Here is an 18762-nt window from a genome sequence, read left to right as displayed (position 1 = left end):
CTCTCAAGCCTTTTCAATCAGCTTAGCGATCTCAGGGGAAAATGCACCATCCAGCAGGATGAAGGCCATGCGTGCAGAACTGGTTTCCGAAGGGTTTTCCCAGGCATGGTCGGTGCCGCGCTGTACCACCACGTCGCCTGCTTTCAGCAGCGTGCGCGAACCATCGTCCAGCACCAGGACGATCTCACCCGATACGACAATGCCGTAATCTACCGATTCCGTGCGGTGCATCATCGGATGCGGGCTGTCGGGCCTCCAGGTCGAGGCATGAGCCGAGCCGACCAGCGCGAAGGCGGCTTCCGCCATTTCGCGCGTCATCGGCGGGCGGCTGGCCTGTTTCGGGCCGAAATCGACGAAGCGGATGATGCTGCCTTGCTTCGGCGGCTCGATCTGCAGCGGGCGTCGGGTTGGGTCGGCACCGTTGTCGACGCGCACCGGACTGCCGGCGGTGTTCCAGATTTCATAGAAGGCGACGCCGATCTCGGGCTTGTCCAGCGTCGGCTGCATGGCGGTGTCCATGGCGACGACGGATTGGCCGTTGCTGTCATGGCCGGTGACGATGCGGCGGGGCGAGCGGTTCATGGGCGGTCCTTCCAGTGTACCATCGGCAGGCCGGCGACCGGGCTGCGGAACCACGGGATGTTGGTGCCGAACAAAGTCCCGATATACGCATTGCGCAGGTCGGGGCCGCCGAAGGTGATGCTGGCGATCCAGGGCGTGACGCTGCTGCGGGTCGCCATCAGCAACTCGGGTGTGGCCTTGCCAGCCTGATAGGCGGACTCAAGGGCTGCGATGGCCTGCGGATTGCCGTCATCGAACAGGGTCAACAGCTCACCTTCGGGCGTGAGCGCAACCAGCTTCTCGGCCATCACCAGCGTGACCCATAGATTGCCGAAGGAATCGAAGGCGCAGCCATCGGGGAAACCGGCCGGACCGAAATCACGGGGGCCGAATATCTCGCGGTTGCTCAGGCTGCCGTCCGAGTTGGCCCGGAAGCGGGTGATGCGGCGGCCGCAGGTTTCCACCGCATATAGATACTCCTCGCCGGCATCGAAGCGTATTTCGTTGGTGAAATGCAGGCCATCGGCCACAATGCGCAGGCCGCGCTCGTCGGCCAGTGCAATGAAACCATCGTCGATGCCCGGCCGGATCGCCTCCATCCAGTTCTTGATGCGGGTGGAAACGGTGAGCCAGATGCGGTCTTTCGAATCGCGCAGCACGAAATTCACTTTGCCGATGGGGCGGCCGTCGATTCTGTCATGCAACACGCGGCTGCGGCCCTCGCGATCCATCACTTCCAGCCGGTCGGTGCCGAAATTCGAGATCAGGATGTCGCCATTGCGGGCAAAGGCTAGGCCATTGGGCAGCGTGCCTTCGGTGAAGCGTTTGGCCAGATCGGTCGTGCCGGCGAAGTGGCTATCAGCCTGCTGGGCAATCAGGCGCTGGCTGCCGTCGGGGGCTATGCGCATCACGCCGCCGCGGGCATCGGCCGACCACAGCGTGCCATCGGGTTCGGCCAGGATACATTCTGGCCGCTGCAGGTCGTGGCCGATGAAGTTCAGGTCGTCGAGTGTGAGGCGAAAACCTTTCAGCGGGTTGACGGCAGTCATATCAGACCAGGGCTAGAGTGAGTTTCGGGAAGAGCACCAGGATGATCAGGGTCAGCAGCATGATCGCGGCAAAGGGCAAGGCGCCGACAAAGATGGTGCGCAGGGTGATCCTGGAATCGTTGAGCGTGCTCTTGATGACAAAGACGCTCAATCCGAAAGGCGGCGTCAGCAGGCCGATCTCGACGGCGACAATGGTGATGATGCCGAACCAGATCAGGTTCATGTCGAAGCCGCTGGCTATGGGGAGCATCAGTGGCAGCACGATCAGCAGAATCGAACTGGAATCGATGAAGCAGCCGAGGATGACGATCAGCAGGATATAGACGGCCAGGAAGGCGAAGGGACCGAGGCCGGCGGCGCTGATCTCCGAGACCAGGAATTGCGGCACGCCGGAAAGCGCCAGCATGCGGGTGTAGAGGCTGGCGCCGATGATCAGGAATGAGACGGCGACGGTGACATGACCGGTTTCGACCAGAACCTGCCAGAATTTCTTCGGATCCAGCTTGCGCTTCCACAGCGCAATCAGCAGCGCGCCGGCGGCACCCACCGCGCCGGCGTCGGTGGCGGTGAAAAAGCCGGCATAGATGCCGCCCAGCACCACTCCGATCAAAGCCATGATCGGCAATATCTTGGCGGCCATCTCGGCGCCGCCCATCAGCTTTTCATGAGCGGCATCGCCCTCGGGACGGCCGCCCACATATGACGGCCAGAAGCGTGCCATCAGCATGATGCCAACGGAATAGGTGAATGCCAGCAGCAGGCCCGGCACCACGCCGGCCATGAACATGGCACCCACGGAAACCTCGGCCAGGAAGCCATAGAGGATCATCAGCAGGCTGGGCGGAATCAGCATGCCCAGCACGGAGGAGCCGGCGACCACGCCGGTGGCGAAACCCGGCTTGTAGCCGTAGCGCAGCATCTCGGGCACGGCGACGCGGGTGAATACGGCGGCCGAAGCGATCGAGATCCCGGTAATGGCGGCAAACACGGCATTGGCGGCGACTGTGGCAACGCCTAGGCCGCCACGCAAACGGCGCAGTCCCTGGTTGGCGACCTCGAAGGCATCCTTGCCGATATCGGCGATGGAGACGAGGAACCCCATCAGGACGAACAACGGCACCACGCCGAAGATGTGGCTGGCGATTGAGTCCGAGGCGCCCTGGGCTAGCATCGACATGGCGACATCGGGGCTGTCTTTCAGCAGCCAGACGCCGATGAAGGAGGTGAGGCCCAACGCGACCGCGACATGCAGGCCGAGCCAGATCAGCAGCATCATGCCGGCCAGGGTGAGGAAGCCAATTTCAAGGCCGGTCATTTGCCACCTGCAAAAACGAAACGGAAATCCTGCCAGGCCATGACCAGGTATTGCAGGCCGGTGGCAGCCGAGCCGATCAGGATCAGTAGCCGGATTGGCCAGGTCGGGGCAGTGAAATCGCCGGCGGCGCCGACATATTCGCCGATCTCGATGGCTTCATTGAACGGCGCGATGCTGCCCCAGAAGATGATGGCGAGTAATGCCGCGCCGAGCAGGGCGAACAGGCCCTGGAGGGCGCGGCCGAAACGCGGATTCTTTACCAGAAGGGTTTCGATGACCATGTCGGATCGTGTCATGCGGCCGACCATGAGGGCATGGCCAAGCTGCAAAAACACGATGCCGACGATGGAGAGCGACAGCAATTCGGTGGTACCGCGCACGGGGCTGGAAAACAGCTCTCGTCCCAGGATGTCGGAATTGATCAGCACCATGAGGAGAAAAATCCACACGGTGCCGAGGGCGTTCATCGCCCCCAGCAGACGGGCATACATTGCGGCACCACCGAATTAAGCGGTTACTCTTTGCTCCAGTCGCGCGGGAACTGCACGCCGGCGGCGCGGATCTCGGCAACGAAGGCGTTCAGCACCTGGGTGCCCGGCAGGCCCTTGGCATCGAGATCCTTGGCCCAGGGCAGTGCCACATTGGGCAGCACGGCGGCCCATTGTTTGCGCTCTTCCGGGCCCAGTTCACGCACCTTGGCGCCTCCTTCCACCATTTTCTGCATCAGCGAGGCAGAGGTGGCGGTCAGCAATTGAGCGAACTTGGCGTCGTATTCGGCGCCGACTTCCATGACGATCTTCTGTGCGTCCTTGGGCAGCTTGTCGAACACGCGCTTGCTCATCACCAGTGCGCCGGCGAACTGGGCGCCGTAATTCACCTTGGTGATGTGGGGGGCAACCTCGGTCAGCTTGGCCGGAAAGGCCCCGGTGGCGAAGGTCAGCGCGCCCTCGGTCACACCGGTCTGGATGTCGTTGTAGTAGGTTTGCAGCGTGCCGGCGACAGCCACCGCGCCGGTGCCCTTCACCCAGTTGGCCGAGGGGCCAGGAGCGTTGATCTTCTTGCCGTTCAGGTCTTCCAGCTTGTTGATCGGGGTCTTGGTGAACAGGTGATAGCTGTCCAGGCCGGTGCCACCCAGGAAGATCATGTTGTTCTTGGTCCAGGCTTCGGCCATGGCCGGAATCTTAGCCTGCATATTCTTGATCGCCTTCGACATCACGGCGATATCGTCGGTCATGAACGGAGCGACGTAGGACACGTTCTGCAGAGGGAATTTCGGCGCCTCGAAGATGGTCGAGACGAAGGCCAGTTCGGCCAGGCCATCCTTGATCGCGCCGGATTCGCTGCCCAGCTTAACGGCGGTGCCACCCCAGGCCTTGGTCCACTCGAACTTCGCCTTGCTGCCGGCGGCGGCCAGGCGCTTGTCGACCTCGGGGATGAAGAATTCGTCAGCCAGCTTCACCCAGGGGAAGATCACCGGATGGCCCGCCACGGCGGTCATCTTCACGGTCTGGGCCTGCGCATGGCCTGCCAGCAGCAATGCGGCCGTGGCACCGATGGTGCAGGCAAGGGTCTTGATCGCGGTCATTGGTTTCCTCCCGAAGGTTATCCGCGGTTATTGGTTGACGGCATCCTCCAGTCGTTTACTGGCGCCGTCAGGGCCGAAACAAAAATGATAGGTATGGCCGAGGTGATGGTGCAGCATGGCGCAAGCCTCATCTGCCCTGCGTGCCAGCACCAGATCCATGAGCTGTTTGTGCTCATCCATGATCCCGGTGCCCTGTTCGACCAGGAAATTCTGCATCATGCCGTGGCGGTAGCGTTCTGCCTGATCATACAGCCTGCCCTGTTCGTCCAGCAGGCGCGGCGATCCGCAGGCGGCGACCAGTGCGACATGGAAGGCTTTGTGCAGTTCGCCGAACTCGGCCAGGTTTTCCACCGGTCGGCCGCCCAAGCGCGCGACATAACGGTCGAGTCGGTGATAGGCCGCCAGAATGTTACCTTCCCAGGCGTCGTCGCCGCGTTCGATGGCGCGCTGCAACGCCGCGGTCTCGATTACCTGGCGGGCCAGCGTGATATCGGCCAGGTCTTCAGGGCTCATGGCGGCGACACGGAAGCCGCGCTGGCTTTCCACCGAGACGAAACCCTGACTGATCAGTCGGGCCAGAGCCTCGCGCAGGGGGCTGGCACTCAGGCCGTAGCGGGTCTTAAGTTCGTCGATCTGCAGTTTGACGCCGGGCGGGAACAGACCGGCGATGATGTCAGTGCGAATATTCCGGTATGCGAATTCGGTCAGGCTGCCGGCTTCGGCCGCCAGATCGCGGATATCCGCTTTTGTCCTCCCATCAGTCATGGTGCCACTGTGAGAGTGCTGGGGGGCAGTGTCAACGACAAAAAGAAAAAAAATCGACAAAATTAATCTTCGTCGTTATTGTTGTGCCCTGCAAGCGGTCTGTCAGAGCCGGCCAAGGAGGAAATATGCCCCGTCGCTTCGTCGACCTTTCCATTTATCTCGAAAACGACGTGCAGTCCGATCCACCGGGCTTCAGCCCGAAGATCGAGTATGTCCGCCATCAGCAGAGCGCATCCGACGTCATCAAGTTCTTCCCTGGCCTGAAGGAAGAAGACCTGCCCGATGCGGAAGGCTGGGCGGTGGAGAACGTGACCCTCAACACCCATAACGGCACGCACCTGGATGCGCCGTATCACTTCCACTCAACGATGAATCACGGCGAACGGGCCTGGACCATCGACGAGGTGCCTCTGGACTGGTGCTTCGGCGACGGCGTGAAGCTCGATTTCACTCGTTTCCCCGACGGCTATGTGGTGACCGACAAGGACGTCGAGGCCGAACTGAAGCGGATCGGTTATGAACTGAAGGAACACGATATCGTCGTGGTCAATACCGCCGCCGGGAAGGCCTATGGCCAGCCGAACTATGTCAGCACCGGCTGTGGCATGGGCTACAAGGCCACGATGTATCTGCTGGAGCGCGGCGTGCGCGTCACCGGCACCGATGCCTGGAGCTGGGACGCGCCTTTTGTGCATACCGCCGAGAAATTCAAGGAAAGCCATGATGCATCATTGATCTGGGAAGGCCATAAGGCCGGCCGCCATATCGGCTACTGCCATCTGGAAAAGCTGCATAACCTGGAAGTCCTGCCGCCGTTTGGCTTCACTATCTCCTGCTTCCCGCACAAGATTCGCGGCGCTTCCGCCGGCTGGACCCGTGCGGTTGCTATTTTTGAAGAATAATGGCGCCATTTTCGAGGAATAATCAGATATGAAATTCTGCACTTTCAGCCATCCGGCGCGCGGTTCCATGCGCCCCGGCGTGCTCACCAGCGACGGCGCCGCAATCGTTGATCTGGGTGATGCTTTTCCCGACATGCTCGCCATCATCAAGGGCGGCGACGAGGCCAAGGCGAAAGCCCGCGCGCTGCAGGAGAAGGCGGAAATCCGCTTGCCGCTGAATGAAGCCAAGCTGCATGCGCCAGTACCGGTGCCCGAGCAGATCCGCGATTCCATGTTGTTCGAGAAGCATGTGCAGCAGGCAATGGAGCGCATAGCCATCATGCGCAAGCCATTGCTGGGTCCGCTGCTGGTCAAGCTGGGCATGATCAAGGTGGCACCGACCTGGTACCAGATCCCGATCTACTACAAATCCAACCGCTTCTCGGTGAATGGACCGGATGGCGACGTGATCTGGCCGCGTTACAGCCAGGTGATGGATTTCGAACTGGAATTCGGCTTTTTCCTCGGCAAGGGCGGCAAGAACATCAAGCCAGGCGATGCCCGCGATCACATCTTCGGCTTCACCATCTTCAACGACTTCTCGGCGCGCGATGCCCAGAGTATTGAGATGCAAAGCATGCTGGGGCCCTGCAAGGGCAAGGATTTTGATACCGGCAACAGCATGGGCCCGTTCCTGGTGACGCTGGACGAGATCGGCGATCCCTACAAGTTGCGCATGCAGGCGCGCGTGAATGGCGAGACCTGGTGCGACAGCAATTCCAGCACCATCCACCACAAATTCGAAGACCTGCTGGCCCGCGTCTCGGCCGATGAAACCGTGCATGCCGGCGAATTCTTCGGTTCGGGCACGGTCGGAGATGGCTGCGGCCTCGAGCATGGCCGTTTCCTGAAGGATGGTGACGTGGTGGAGCTGGAGGTCGAGAAGATCGGCATCCTGCGCAACCGCGTGGTCAGGCAGAAATAAAGGGCGTTTCCGGCAACCCCGGGATGTCGACGCCAATGCTGAAAATGCCGCCGGCCAGCGGCATTCTTGCTAGTTCTTCGGGCGTGTGTTTCTGCCGCGCCGTGGTGATAAACAGCGTGCGCAGATCCGAACCGCCGAAGCAGGGCATGGTCGGCGCCTTCGCCGGCAGATGGATTTCGCGCAGGCGTTCGCCGGCCGGCGAGAACTGTACCACCTTGCCGGCGCCATAGAGCGCCAGCCAGTAATTGCCGGCGCTGTCCACCGTCGCGCCATCGGGCCGCTCATTGTCGACGGTCAGATCTAGAAACAGTCGGCGATTCGAAAGCTCTCCGGCCGCGATGTCGTAGTCATACGCGTGCACCTGCATGGTCGGCGTATCGGCGTGATACAGGATGCGGCCGTCGGGGCTCCAGGCCAGACCATTCGAGGTGGTGATGACGCCGGGCAGTTTTGTTTCGATAAAGCGGGTGCCATCAAAGCGATATAATGCGCCATGGGGCTGGCGGTCGTCGGTGATGGTGCCGGCCCAGAACCGACCCTGGCGGTCGCAGCGGCCATCGTTGAAGCGCATGCGCGCGGTATCATAAGGCGCTGCCGCAAGCAGGCGGTGCCTGCCATGGGAAAGATCGAGCCGGTACAGGCCATTGCGGAGCGCAGCGATCAGCCCGCCATCGCGATCCCGCGCGATGCACCCAATGGCGGCCGGCATCGTCCAGCGCCGGCAAGCTCCGCTCGCCGGATCGAACCGGTGCAGGCCGTGCATATTGATGTCGACAAACCACAAGGCCTGCTCCGCAGCCGACCAGACCGGCGATTCCGCCAGATCGAAACGGCCATCGATGATGCAGGCTGGTTTTGTCATCCCGTACCCTCGGCAAGGTTGGCGACATATTCGCCCAGCGCCAGCGACGCCGTCAGGCCTGGGCTTTCAATGCCGAACAGGTTGATCAGGCCCGGCAAGCCGGTCTGTTCCGGGCCATGGATGACGAAATCATCCGCCTTGCCTCCGGATGGTGAGAGCTTCGGACGGATGCCGGCATAACCCGGCTGGATCGCTCCATCGGGCAGGCCGGGCCAGTAGCGCCGCACGGCGGCATAGAATTTCTCACCGCGCGCCGGATCGACGGCATAATCGATGCCCTCCACCCATTCCACGTCGGGGCCGAAACGCATCTGGCCGCCAAGGTCGATGGTGACGTGGATGCCCAGGCCACCGGGTTCTGGCACCGGATAGATCAGCCGCGAAAACGGCGGTTTCATGCCGGACAGGATGAAATAGTTGCCTTTGGCATAGTAGCAGCCCGGCACGCTCTCGGTCCGGATGCCGTCAATGGCTGCCGCGATGCGCTGGGCATTGAGTCCGGCCGCATTCACCACCAGGCGCGCCGTTAGCTGCATCGGCTCGTTTCCGCCGGTCTCAATCACGATGCCATCATGGGCGGCCCTGCCGCGCAGCACCGGAGACCCCAGGGCCAGCATCGCACCGTGGTCCTCCGCCTCGCCCTGATAGGCCAGCATCAGGCCATGGCTGTCGATGATTCCGGTGGAGGGCGAGAGCAGGGCGGCGATGCAGTGGAGCTGAGGCTCCAGCACCAGGGCCTGGTCGCGGGTGAGCCATTGCAGATCGTCGACGCCGTTGGCTTCGGCCTTCTTCTTCAGTGCTTCCAGATCGGCGATCTGTGCCTCGTCGGCGGCGACAATCAGCTTGCCGCAGCGCTTATGCGTTATGCCGCGTTCGTCGCAATAGGCATACAGTGCCTTTTTGCCATCCACGCACAGCCGGGCTTTCAGGCTGCCGGCCGGATAATAGATGCCGGCATGGATCACTTCCGAGTTGCGCGAACTGGTCTCGCTGCCGATCAGGCCGGCGGCCTCGACGATCACCACCTCATGGCCCCGCCGGGCCAGGGCGCGAGCCACGCCCAGCCCCACCACGCCGGCCCCGATCACCAGGCACTCCACCGTATCCATCTGCCGCCAATCTCCTGCTCGACCCGTCCGTTATCGGCAGGGCGGCGGGGCAAGGCAAGCCCCGTCGGGGGCATCGTGAGATACCTGCGGGATAACGTTTGGGGGCGCTTGACTTCTCCGGGCCGGAGCCGTAAAGACACGCCTCGGTCGCGACGGTCGCCTATCCGGACCCCGCACCGCCTGCCCAGGTGGCGGAATTGGTAGACGCGCTAGCTTCAGGTGCTAGTGACCGAAAGGTCGTGTAAGTTCGAGTCTTATCCTGGGCACCAATTCCTCGATTGCCGCGCCGTATCCCGAGCGCACCCGCAAGAGAGTGCCGCACCCTAGAGAGTGCACCGCATATGGCGATCACCGTATATCAGAACGACCTGCCTGCCGGCCTCGACCTTGGCCCTTCGGTTGCCGTTGACACCGAAACCATGGGATTGCGCACCCTGCGCGACCGGCTGTGCGTGGTGCAACTCTCCTCTGGTGACGGCAATGCCCATCTGGTCCAGTTCCGCGCCGGCAGCGGCTATGACGCGCCGAATCTGAAGCGGTTGCTGGAAAATCCCAAAATCCTGAAGCTGTTTCATTTCGCCCGCTTCGACCTGGCTGCACTGAAGCAGTATCTGGGCGCCGAAACGACGCCGGTTTACTGCACGCGCACGGCCTCCAAGCTGGTGCGCACCTTTACTGATCGTCACGGCCTCAAGGACCTGTGCCGCGACCTCATCGGCGTGGAAATTTCCAAGCAGGAGCAATCCTCCGATTGGGGGGCGCAGGATCTGACCGAGGCGCAGCAGCGCTATGCGGCCTCGGACGTGCTGCATTTGCATCAGCTTAAGGCAGTACTTGACGGCATGCTTGCTCGTGAGGGTCGTGTCGCCCTGGCTCAGGCCTGTTTTGACTTCCTGCCGGCCAGGGCCGCGCTGGATCTGGCCGGCTGGCCAGAGGACGATATTTTTGCCCATTAATTTGTTGGTGGCCTGATCAAATCAGGCTGCGCCCGCCCGCCCGGGTTTGCAATTTCTCGGCCGGTTCTCCATACTTGGCACGATTTTTGTTTGTACCTCGCAAGCCATGGGTAGCCCATGACCACCGCGCCGTCTGCCGTGCGCACCAAGCGTGCCGGAAAGAAAAGTGCGAAAGCCGTCGCCAAAGACAGCCGCCCGGCCGCAGGCCGGTCAAAAGTGGTTCAGGTCACCAGCCCCAAAACACCCGCCGGTCCCGATATCGCCGCCGGCCGCCGTGTGCTGCTGATGGAGGCCAATGGCCTGGCTGCCCTGGCTGCCGGCCTCAATGAAAACTTCGACCGTGCCATAGATTTGCTGCTTGGCGTGAGTGGCAGCAACCCCGGCCTATCCAGCGGGGTACGCGGCCGCGTGATCGTGTCAGGCATGGGCAAAAGCGGCCATGTTGGCCGCAAGATTGCTGCGACCCTGGCTTCGACCGGCACGCCGGCATTTTTCGTCCATCCCGCTGAAGCCAGCCATGGCGATCTGGGCATGGTGATGCAGGGCGACGTGCTGCTCTGCCTGTCGAATTCCGGTGACGTTCCGGAAATGGCCGATCTGATAGCGCATGCCAAGCGCTTCGGGATTCCTTTAATCGGTATCACCTCGAAATCGCGGTCGGCGCTGGGACAAGCCTCGGATGTGGCCCTGATCCTGCCGCCGGTGGAAGAAGCCTGCCCGATGGGGCTGGCGCCGACCACTTCCACCACGATGATGCTGGCCCTCGGGGATGCCCTCGCCGTGGCGCTGATGGAGCGCAAGGGCTTCAATCACGATCATTACCGGGTATTCCATCCTGGCGGGCGCCTGGGCAAGCAGCTGATCAAGGTCAGCGACCTAATGCATGGCGGGCCGGAGATGCCGTTGGTTGCGGCAGGCACCCCGATGCGCGAGGCTCTGGTCACCATGGCGGGCCGCAGCTTTGGCTGTATCGGGATCGTCGCTGCCAGGGGACGTGACAAGGGGCGCCTGGTCGGCATCATTACCGATGGTGACCTGCGCCGTCACATTGAGGGTGATCTTCTGTCACAGACCGTGGATACGGTGATGACCAAGTCGCCGATCACCATCGGGCCGCACCAGTTGGCGGTCGAGGCCCTGCGGCAGATGAACAGCCGTCGCATCACGGCGTTTTTTGTGGTTGAGAAGGGACGCCCGATCGGCATCCTGCACATGCACGACTGCGTGCGGGCCGGAATCACATGATGAGGCCGGATTACGCATGACAGCCGGCAGCGATCCAATCAACGCTTCTCCCTTGCCGCGCGAGCGAGCGGCAAGCTTCACGCCGCGCAACGCCAGGGCGGCCCTGGCCGGTTTGACGCGCCGGCGCCGCTTCGTTCGGTTCATGAAATTCATCCTGCCGCTGATCGCACTGGGCACGGTGGCCGCTGTGATTGCATGGCCGCAGCTATCCAGAAAGCACAATGTGCTGCCGCTTACTTTTAATGATGTGGATAGCGCCAATGCAGCGCTGGTTATGAGCAATCCACGCTACCGTGGAAACGACTCCAGCGGGCAGCCTTATGTTGTTACGGCGGACAGGGCAGTACAGGACCCGCAGGACGACAAGCAGGTGACGCTCGATCGCGTGCAGGCAGACATCACCATGGTCAATGGCGAGTGGTGGTCGCTGACGGCCGATACCGGGCTCTATCAGGGTAGCCTGCAGTTGCTTGATCTCTATGGCAATATCGCGGTATTCGGCGACAAGGGCTACGAGATGCATGGTCATTCGGCTGAAATCAATCTGGAAACCAAGGTGATTTCCAGCGACGAAAAGGTCTGGGGCCACGCCGCGCTCGGCAAGATCAATGCCAATGGCATGCGGATTTACGATAGCGGTCAAAGGATCGTGTTTATTAATGGCGTGAAGACTACGATCTTCCCGCGCGAACAACGGGGATGATCGGAATGCGTCGATCAGCGCTTTTCCTGCCCATGCTTGCCGTCGGCGCCATGCTTGGCGTGGCACCGGCTTTCGGCCAGGTCGGTCTGAATAGCCGCAAAAACAGCGACCAGCCTATAGACATAACATCCGATACCTTAGAAGTGCAGCAAGACAAACAGCTCGCCATTTTCCGCGGCAATGTCGATGCCATACAGGGCGATACGCGACTACGCTCCGCCGAGCTTTATGTCTATTACCGCGAACGCAGCAACAATCAGCAGGCAGGGACGGCCAAGCCGCCGCCGTCGGGCGGGCCGGATGCCAGCTCGATTACCAAGATTGAAGCCAAAGGCGACGTTTTTGTCTCCACCCCGCAGGAACGTGGCCAGGGAGATTTCGGCATCTATGACGTGGATAAAAAGACCATCACGCTGACCGGGAATGTCGTGCTCAGCAACGACCAGGGCACGGTGCGGTGTGCCCGCGCCGTAATGTATCAGGATACGGGTCGCAGTACCTGCGATCCGATTGCCGGCGGCCGTGTGCGTGGCGTGTTCGTCCCCAAGGGCGATGAGGCCCCGGCCAATGGTGCGGCCACCAAGCCCGGAGCGAAACCCTGATGACCGCTGTGGGCGAGAAAGTCGGAGGCGACGGCCTTAGGCTGGTAGCGGAGAACGCGTTTCCCGGCCTGGCGGCGCATCGCCTGGGCAAGAGCTTCAAGAAAAGACCGGTCCTGCGTGACGTGTCGCTGTATGTTCAGCGCGGCGAGGCGGTTGGCCTGCTAGGGCCGAACGGCGCGGGCAAGACCACCACCTTCTACATCATGACCGGCCTCATTCGCCCCGATCATGGAAACATCACCCTTGATGGCCATGACATCACCGGCCTGCCGATGTATCGCCGGGCCCGTCTGGGCATGGGCTATCTACCGCAGGAGGCTTCGATCTTCCGCGGCCTGACGGTGGAACAGAATATCCGCTCCGTGCTGGAGCTGGTCGAGCCGGAGACGGACCGGCGCGAAGCGATGCTTGATGACCTGCTGGCCGAATTCTCGATCACCCATCTGCGTCGTACGCCGGCTTTGGCGTTGTCGGGTGGCGAGCGGCGTCGCTGCGAGATCGCGCGGGCGCTGGCCACGCAGCCATCCTTCATGCTGCTGGATGAACCGCTGGCCGGCATCGATCCGATCGCCGTGGGCGAAATCCGGCAGCTGGTTTCTCACCTGAAAGACCGCGGTATCGGCGTTCTGATCACGGATCATAACGTGCGCGAAACCCTCGACATCATCGACCGCGCTTACATCCTGCATGATGGTAAGGTGTTGATGGAAGGCAGCCCGAACGAGATCGTCGCCGACGAGAATGTGCGGCGCGTCTATCTGGGCGAGCGGTTCAGTTGGTGACGGAGTCCTAGCAATGGCGCTCGGTCCCCGTCTCGAGCTCAGGCAGGGGCAGGCCCTTGTCATGACGCCGCAACTGCAGCAGGCGATCAAACTGTTGCAGCTCTCGAATATCGAGCTGATGGCTTATGTCGAGCAGGAGTTGGAACGCAATCCGCTGCTCGAGCGCGCGGATGCGGAGACCTCGGGCGTCGATGACGCCAAGGATCCGTTTGAGGTGGCCGAGCTTAGCCCGGGTGTCGAACGGATAGATCTCGGTTCTGACAGCATTGCCGAGAAGGCGCGTGAGTCGCTGGATGTAGATAGTGAGGCGGACAGCACTTTCAACAACGACAGTGGCTATGATGCCGCCAGCGCCGATAGCGGTCTGAGCAGTAATTATATCAGCGGCCGCGGCGGCGACCCGCGGTTCGAGGATGAGGGCGGCGGGCTTGAAAACAGCTTGACCGAAAGTCGCAGCCTGCGCGAGCACGTTCAGGACCACTGGCTCCTGATGCCGGCCAATGCCGGCGACCGACTGATCGGCCAGGCCCTGATCGATGTGCTTGACGAAGCCGGCTACGTCACCGAACCGCTGGATGACATCGCCGCCCGACTTGGCGTTGAAGCCGATGATGTAGAGGCGGTGCTGCTCGATCTGCAGACCATCGAGCCGGCCGGATTGTTCGCCCGCTCGCTTAAGGAATGCCTGGCCTTGCAACTGCGCGAGCGCGACCGGCTCGATCCGGCGATGCAGGCGTTGCTTGAGAATCTGGAACTTCTGGCCAAACGCGACATCGCCGGGTTGATGCGAATCTGCGGTGTCGATCAGGAAGACATCGCCGACATGGTGCAGGAAATCCGGGCGCTGAATCCCAAGCCGGGCTTGCTGTTTGGCAGCGAGCCCACGCAGACGCTGGTTCCGGATGTCTATGTGCGGCGGGCCAACGATGGTGGCTGGACGGTGGAACTGAACAGCGACACCCTGCCGCGCGTGCTGGTCAACAGCCGCTACTACGCCAAGCTCAGCCGGGCGGAAAAAGGCGCGGGCGGCCAAGATAAGCTCACCAAGAGCTATATGTCAGATTGCCTGAACTCGGCGAACTGGCTGGTCAAGTCCCTGGACCAGCGCGCACAAACGATTCTGAAGGTGGCCAGCGAGATCGTGCGCCAGCAGGAGGCCTTTCTCCGCCACGGCGTTTCGCATCTCAAGCCTCTGAATTTGCGCGCCGTGGCCGAGGCGATAGAGATGCATGAAAGCACGGTCAGCCGTGTAACCTCGAACAAGACCATGGCAACGCCGCGCGGCATCTTCGAAATGAAGTATTTCTTTACGGCCAGCATCGCAGCCACTGACGGAGGCGAGGCCTTCTCGGCCGAATCGATCCGTCATCGCATCAAGGTCCTGATCGATGCAGAGCCGGCGGATGATATACTGTCGGACGACAAGATCGTCGAGTTGCTGGCGGGCAAGGGCGTCGACATCGCCCGCCGCACCGTCGCCAAGTATCGTGAAGCCATGAATATCCCGTCTTCCGTCGAACGCCGGCGGCTCAAGAAGGCGGGATTGCTGAAAACCGCCTGAGCAATGACAGATATTGTATCGCTATTTGAGAATAATCGTGCCTGGGCCATGTCGAAATTGCGGGTCGATCCCGGTTTTTTCGACCGGCTGACGCACCAGCAGAATCCGGCCTATCTGTGGATCGGTTGTGCCGACAGTCGAGTGCCGGCCAATGAAATTGTCGGCCTCGATCCTGGCGAGCTTTTCGTTCACCGCAATGTGGCCAATCTGGTTCATCCAGCCGACATGAATTGCCTGGCAGTACTGCAATACGCCATCGAGTTCCTGCAGGTTAAGCATGTGATCGTTACCGGCCATTATGGCTGCGGCGGCGTGCGCGCGGCCATGCAGCCGCAGCAATTAGGCCTGATTGATCACTGGCTGCGGCCGATCCGCGATGTCTATGACAAGAACCAGACCGATCTTGCGGCCATCGTCGACGAATACAAGAGATTGAATGTGCTTTGCGAGATGAATGTTCGCGAGCAGGTTCTGAATCTGGCCAAGACGACCATAGTCCAGAATGCCTGGCATCGTGGCCAGGAACTCAGTCTGCACGGCTGGGTATATGGGATATCCAATGGCCTGATCCGCGACCTGGATGTGACATTGTCGGGGCCTGATCAGTTGGACAAGATCTACCGTATTGGCCCGGCTACCTCCTCCCACAGCAGGTGACCCAGGCCATGTTCATCATCATTCCCGATATACTGACCGCCGATGAGATCGCCAGCCTGAAGGTGACCCTGCGCGAGGAGGATTTCCTGGATGGCAGGGCAACGGCCAGCGGTCGCGCGCGTGAAGTGAAGCGCAACCTGCAAACCGACCGTAAGTCGGAGCGCATGGCAGAGGCGCAGCGTGTCATCCTGGGCGCGCTGGCCAGGAATTCCACCTTCCAGGCCGCTGCTGCGCCCAAGCGTATAGTTCCACCACGTTTCAACCTTTACAGATCGGGAATGTATTACGGCAATCACGTCGACAACGCGCTGATGGGCGAAGACCCCGATCGCGTTCGGGTCGATATGTCTTTTACTTTGTTTATGAACGAGCCGTCTGAATATGACGGCGGCGAACTGGCGATCACCACCACGGCCGGCACGCACTCTTACAAGCTGCCAGCGGGACATATCATCCTGTACCCGACCTACTTCTTTCACGAGGTCAAGCCGGTCACGCGTGGCGAACGCCTGGCCTGCGTGAGCTGGCTGCAGACCATGCTGCGCGATCCGCTGCGGCGCGAGATCATCTTCGATCTCGCCATGGTCAGCAGCATGGTGGAATCACGCAATCCGGCCGCGATCAAGCCGGCCCTGGATATCCTCGACAAGGCGCGCAAGAATCTTTTGCGGCAGTGGCTGGAAAACTAGAAAGATTAGCTGGTGTGCAATTTTCCATTTAGTTCAATGGCTTGTATGAGTTATCCCAAGGTTGACAGTGCGCGGGCGCTTCTCTATGGTCCGCCCCCGCAGGACGATACCTTGGTTGTCGTTCTGGCATGAAACCGACTACAATCATGTCCTGACCGATTGAACTCGGATTTCGAGACATCATGAAAATCCTGACTTCCGGACAGCAGCTCGACCTTGGCGATTCGCTTCGCACCTATGTCGAGGAGCATCTCAGCGCAGCGGTATCCAAATACATGGACAACGCAATTGAGGCTCAGGTGGTCTTCCGCAAAGAAGGCGGAATGTATCACTGCCTTTGCACGGTTCATGTTGGTGCCGGGATCGACATGCAGGCCGAGGCCGAAGGAGCGGAGATCTACGTCAGCTTTGACCAGGCTCTGGACAAGCTGGCAAAGCAGGTTAGACGCGACAAGCGCAAGCGGCGCAATCATCATGCGCGGCTGCCCCATGCCGGAGATGTCGCCTGATCGTCCGCAAGGATGACAGATGCGACTAGGCATTCAGCCGCGGAGGCATTATTCCCAATGGAAATTTTTCAGCTTTTGAGCCCTGACGGCGTCATCGCCAACCTCAAGGCCAACAGCAAGAAGCAGGCGCTGCAGGAGCTTTCTGCGCGTGCCGCCAAGATTACAGGCCAGCACGAGCGGGTGATCTTCGATACCCTGCTGGAGCGGGAGCGGCTGGGTACCACCGGCGTGGGCAACGGCATAGCCATTCCCCATGGCCGCTTGGCAGGCCTGGATAAGCTTTATGGCCTGTTCGCGCGCATCGAGCGACCGATCGATTTCGACTCGATTGACGAGATGCCGGTTGACCTCGTGTTTCTGCTGCTGGCGCCAGAATCGGCGGGAGCCGACCACCTCAAGGCCCTGGCGCGTGTGTCACGTCTGCTGCGCGACAAGGCGGTCTGCGAAAAACTGCGCGGCGCCGAAAGTGCGGACGCGATCTACGCCCTGTTGACGGACAGCCCGGCCAGTCACGCAGCCTGAGAGATACCTTCTCTTGTAAGATACGGGTAAGCGCCGTTGCCCATCCTGCGTTGCAGCCATTCTGCCAGGAAACTCGGACATGACTGCTCGCTCTGTTGCCCTCATTCTGGCCATATCGTTGGTCTTTGCCGGCTGTGCGCCGGTATCGCAGCCCCCGGTTGCCGATCCACCCTTGGCAGCCGGATTTAGCCGGATTTATTTCTACCGCACGACATTCAGCATCGGCAGCGAAAGCGGTCTGTTCGGCAATGTCGCCAGACCATCGCTGAGCCTGGATGGCAAAACCGTGGCCGAGACCCCGGCCGGAAGCGTGATTTTCTGCGATGTGCTGCCCGGACGTCATGAAGTGGCGGTTCGCGCCAACCAGAGATACACCCTGGATCTCGCGGCCAAGCCGGATCGGACGCATTACGTGAAGCTTGATTGGGGAATGGGCGGCCTGACCGGGCAGGGCCACGTTACCGAAGTTGCGGCTTCTGTCGGCAGTCAAGACATCGAGGGACGCCCCCGCCTCGCGGCCACCTGCCCGCAGGCAGGTGGCTGACGCGGCTTTAACTTAGTGCAGGCTGACCGGTATCAGATCATTCTGCACGGCAGCGGCGAAGGCGAGATCGCGGTCTGGCGCCCATCCCAGTTGGGTGCCGTTGGCCGAAAAAATGCCCCAGGCATCGCCGCCTTCCGGCAGATGCACCGGACGCACATAGGCAAGATCAGGCGCGCCTAGATTGGCAAAACCTTCGGCGGTCATCGCCGGATAAAGCGGGTTGTTGTTATAGTAAGCGTTGTCATGGTTGCTGGGGGTGCTCATCACTGTACTCCTTTCGTGGCCCGTATCAGACGCGACCACCTGACCTATGCTGATTTGTTTCCGACACCGATCGCATCGCCGCCGTCGCTGCTGCGTGTGCGGATGGCAACCGAGCGGATCTGCGGTTCGGGCTTGGGCCGGCGCAGGTCGATGTGCAGCAATCCGTTCACCAGTTCGGCGCCGACCACCTCGATGCCGTCAGCCAGCACAAAGCTGCGCTGGAACTGGCGGGCAGCAATCCCCCGGTGCAGATAGACACGGTCTTTTTCTTCCGTCTGCTTGCCGCGGATGACGAGTTGATTGTCTTCGATAGTGATTGACAGATCGCCGGAACCAAAGCCGGCCACGGCAAGGGTGATGCGCAGGCCGTCTTCGCCGGTCTGTTCGATATTGTAGGGCGGATACCCCTCCGAGCCGGCCTTAGCTGCGCGCTCGATCATCCGTTCGACATGGTCGAAACCAAGCAGCAGGGGACTGGAAAAGACGGATACGCGGGTCATGGCGTTTGGACTCCTTGGGTCAAGCGAGTGCCGCAAAGGCCCTGGTAGGCACCTTTGCCCACTTGATGTGGGTATCGGCGGCTTGCAGATCAAGACCCGGACCGGCAGGATACCGC

The 18762-nt window shown here is 61.2% G+C and carries 23 protein-coding genes and 1 tRNA gene; 14 read left to right on the top strand and 10 right to left on the bottom strand.

Annotated elements, in window-relative coordinates; translation table 11 throughout:
- Positions 1-3: 3 nt before the first annotated feature.
- From ACK4FK_RS01400 to ACK4FK_RS01375, 6 genes are read right to left on the bottom strand one after another with little or no spacing between them, the layout of a single operon-like run.
- Positions 4-582, bottom strand: a complete 579-nt coding sequence (locus ACK4FK_RS01400) for a cupin domain-containing protein (RefSeq protein ID WP_409740071.1) — start codon at positions 580-582, stop codon at positions 4-6.
- Complete coding sequence (locus tag ACK4FK_RS01395; RefSeq protein ID WP_409740068.1) at positions 579-1610, bottom strand: SMP-30/gluconolactonase/LRE family protein; 1032 nt, start codon at positions 1608-1610, stop codon at positions 579-581. Before ACK4FK_RS01395 ends, ACK4FK_RS01400 begins: the two co-directional genes overlap by 4 nt.
- A 1-nt stretch (position 1611) precedes the next feature.
- Complete coding sequence (locus ACK4FK_RS01390) at positions 1612-2925, bottom strand: TRAP transporter large permease (protein ID WP_409740066.1); 1314 nt, start codon at positions 2923-2925, stop codon at positions 1612-1614.
- Positions 2922-3416 carry a TRAP transporter small permease subunit gene (locus ACK4FK_RS01385; RefSeq protein WP_409740063.1) on the bottom strand — a complete coding sequence of 165 codons (495 nt, stop codon included), beginning with the start codon at positions 3414-3416 and terminating at the stop codon, positions 2922-2924. Before ACK4FK_RS01385 ends, ACK4FK_RS01390 begins: the two co-directional genes overlap by 4 nt.
- A gap of 23 nt (positions 3417-3439) precedes the next feature.
- Positions 3440-4510, bottom strand: a complete 1071-nt coding sequence (locus ACK4FK_RS01380) for a C4-dicarboxylate TRAP transporter substrate-binding protein (RefSeq protein WP_409740061.1) — start codon at positions 4508-4510, stop codon at positions 3440-3442.
- A gap of 27 nt (positions 4511-4537) precedes the next feature.
- Positions 4538-5275, bottom strand: coding sequence for an FCD domain-containing protein (locus ACK4FK_RS01375; RefSeq protein WP_409740059.1), 738 nt, complete (start codon positions 5273-5275; stop codon positions 4538-4540).
- 125 nt (positions 5276-5400) lie between these two features.
- On the opposite strand from ACK4FK_RS01375, the gene ACK4FK_RS01370 reads away from it, so the two are divergent.
- Both ACK4FK_RS01370 and ACK4FK_RS01365 read left to right on the top strand, forming a co-directional pair.
- Positions 5401-6177 (top strand): cyclase family protein, encoded by a 777-nt coding sequence (locus ACK4FK_RS01370; RefSeq protein WP_409740057.1) that lies wholly within the window; start codon positions 5401-5403, stop codon positions 6175-6177.
- Positions 6178-6205: 28 nt separating this feature from the next.
- Entirely contained in the window at positions 6206-7141 is a 936-nt protein-coding gene (locus ACK4FK_RS01365; RefSeq protein WP_409740056.1) for a fumarylacetoacetate hydrolase family protein, read from the top strand.
- On the opposite strand, the gene ACK4FK_RS01360 is transcribed toward ACK4FK_RS01365, so the two are convergent.
- Positions 7128-8003 carry an SMP-30/gluconolactonase/LRE family protein gene (locus tag ACK4FK_RS01360; RefSeq protein WP_409740053.1) on the bottom strand — a complete coding sequence of 292 codons (876 nt, stop codon included), beginning with the start codon at positions 8001-8003 and terminating at the stop codon, positions 7128-7130. The two genes, ACK4FK_RS01365 and ACK4FK_RS01360, sit on opposite strands and share 14 nt — an antisense overlap.
- Complete coding sequence (locus ACK4FK_RS01355) at positions 8000-9112, bottom strand: NAD(P)/FAD-dependent oxidoreductase (protein ID WP_409740050.1); 1113 nt, start codon at positions 9110-9112, stop codon at positions 8000-8002. Before ACK4FK_RS01355 ends, ACK4FK_RS01360 begins: the two co-directional genes overlap by 4 nt.
- 182 nt (positions 9113-9294) lie before the next feature.
- Here ACK4FK_RS01355 and ACK4FK_RS01350 point away from each other — a divergent pair.
- The 12 genes from ACK4FK_RS01350 to ACK4FK_RS01295 all read left to right on the top strand — a co-directional run bounded on the left by ACK4FK_RS01350 (position 9295) and on the right by ACK4FK_RS01295 (position 17882).
- Positions 9295-9381 (top strand) — tRNA-Leu (locus ACK4FK_RS01350).
- Positions 9382-9453: 72 nt separating this feature from the next.
- A complete protein-coding gene (locus tag ACK4FK_RS01345) occupies positions 9454-10068 on the top strand; it encodes a ribonuclease D (RefSeq protein ID WP_409740048.1) in 615 nt (204 codons plus the stop codon).
- Between the two features lie 285 nt (positions 10069-10353).
- Positions 10354-11313: an SIS domain-containing protein gene (locus tag ACK4FK_RS01340; RefSeq protein ID WP_409740646.1), complete on the top strand. Its 960-nt coding sequence runs from the start codon at positions 10354-10356 to the stop codon at positions 11311-11313.
- Between the two features lie 16 nt (positions 11314-11329).
- Entirely contained in the window at positions 11330-12016 is a 687-nt protein-coding gene (lptC, locus tag ACK4FK_RS01335; protein ID WP_409740045.1) for an LPS export ABC transporter periplasmic protein LptC, read from the top strand.
- A gap of 5 nt (positions 12017-12021) precedes the next feature.
- Positions 12022-12618, top strand: coding sequence for an LptA/OstA family protein (locus ACK4FK_RS01330; RefSeq protein WP_409740043.1), 597 nt, complete (start codon positions 12022-12024; stop codon positions 12616-12618).
- Complete coding sequence (gene lptB / locus ACK4FK_RS01325) at positions 12618-13400, top strand: LPS export ABC transporter ATP-binding protein (RefSeq protein WP_409740041.1); 783 nt, start codon at positions 12618-12620, stop codon at positions 13398-13400. Before ACK4FK_RS01330 ends, lptB begins: the two co-directional genes overlap by 1 nt.
- Positions 13401-13413: 13 nt before the next feature.
- Positions 13414-14961: an RNA polymerase factor sigma-54 gene (rpoN, locus tag ACK4FK_RS01320; protein WP_409740038.1), complete on the top strand. Its 1548-nt coding sequence runs from the start codon at positions 13414-13416 to the stop codon at positions 14959-14961.
- 3 nt (positions 14962-14964) lie between these two features.
- Positions 14965-15618: a carbonate dehydratase gene (gene can / locus ACK4FK_RS01315; RefSeq protein ID WP_409740036.1), complete on the top strand. Its 654-nt coding sequence runs from the start codon at positions 14965-14967 to the stop codon at positions 15616-15618.
- 8 nt (positions 15619-15626) lie between these two features.
- Positions 15627-16307: a Fe2+-dependent dioxygenase gene (locus ACK4FK_RS01310; protein WP_409740034.1), complete on the top strand. Its 681-nt coding sequence runs from the start codon at positions 15627-15629 to the stop codon at positions 16305-16307.
- Positions 16308-16489: 182 nt separating this feature from the next.
- Entirely contained in the window at positions 16490-16816 is a 327-nt protein-coding gene (gene hpf, locus ACK4FK_RS01305) for a ribosome hibernation-promoting factor, HPF/YfiA family (protein ID WP_409740031.1), read from the top strand.
- Positions 16817-16873: 57 nt separating this feature from the next.
- Positions 16874-17338, top strand: a complete 465-nt coding sequence (ptsN, locus tag ACK4FK_RS01300) for a PTS IIA-like nitrogen regulatory protein PtsN (protein ID WP_409740028.1) — start codon at positions 16874-16876, stop codon at positions 17336-17338.
- Between the two features lie 79 nt (positions 17339-17417).
- Positions 17418-17882 (top strand): DUF2846 domain-containing protein, encoded by a 465-nt coding sequence (locus tag ACK4FK_RS01295; protein ID WP_409740026.1) that lies wholly within the window; start codon positions 17418-17420, stop codon positions 17880-17882.
- Between the two features lie 12 nt (positions 17883-17894).
- Here ACK4FK_RS01295 and ACK4FK_RS01290 read toward each other — a convergent pair whose 3' ends face one another.
- Both ACK4FK_RS01290 and ACK4FK_RS01285 read right to left on the bottom strand, forming a co-directional pair.
- Positions 17895-18146, bottom strand: coding sequence for a DUF1150 family protein (locus tag ACK4FK_RS01290; protein ID WP_409740024.1), 252 nt, complete (start codon positions 18144-18146; stop codon positions 17895-17897).
- Between the two features lie 44 nt (positions 18147-18190).
- Entirely contained in the window at positions 18191-18646 is a 456-nt protein-coding gene (locus ACK4FK_RS01285; RefSeq protein WP_409740022.1) for an Hsp20 family protein, read from the bottom strand.
- Positions 18647-18762: the final 116 nt, after the last annotated feature.

The organism is Ferrovibrio sp. (assembly GCF_046297895.1).
Classification (GTDB): domain Bacteria; phylum Pseudomonadota; class Alphaproteobacteria; order Ferrovibrionales; family Ferrovibrionaceae; genus Ferrovibrio.
Note: the sequence above shows the minus strand (reverse complement) of the source record. Positions and strands in the feature narration are given on the sequence as shown.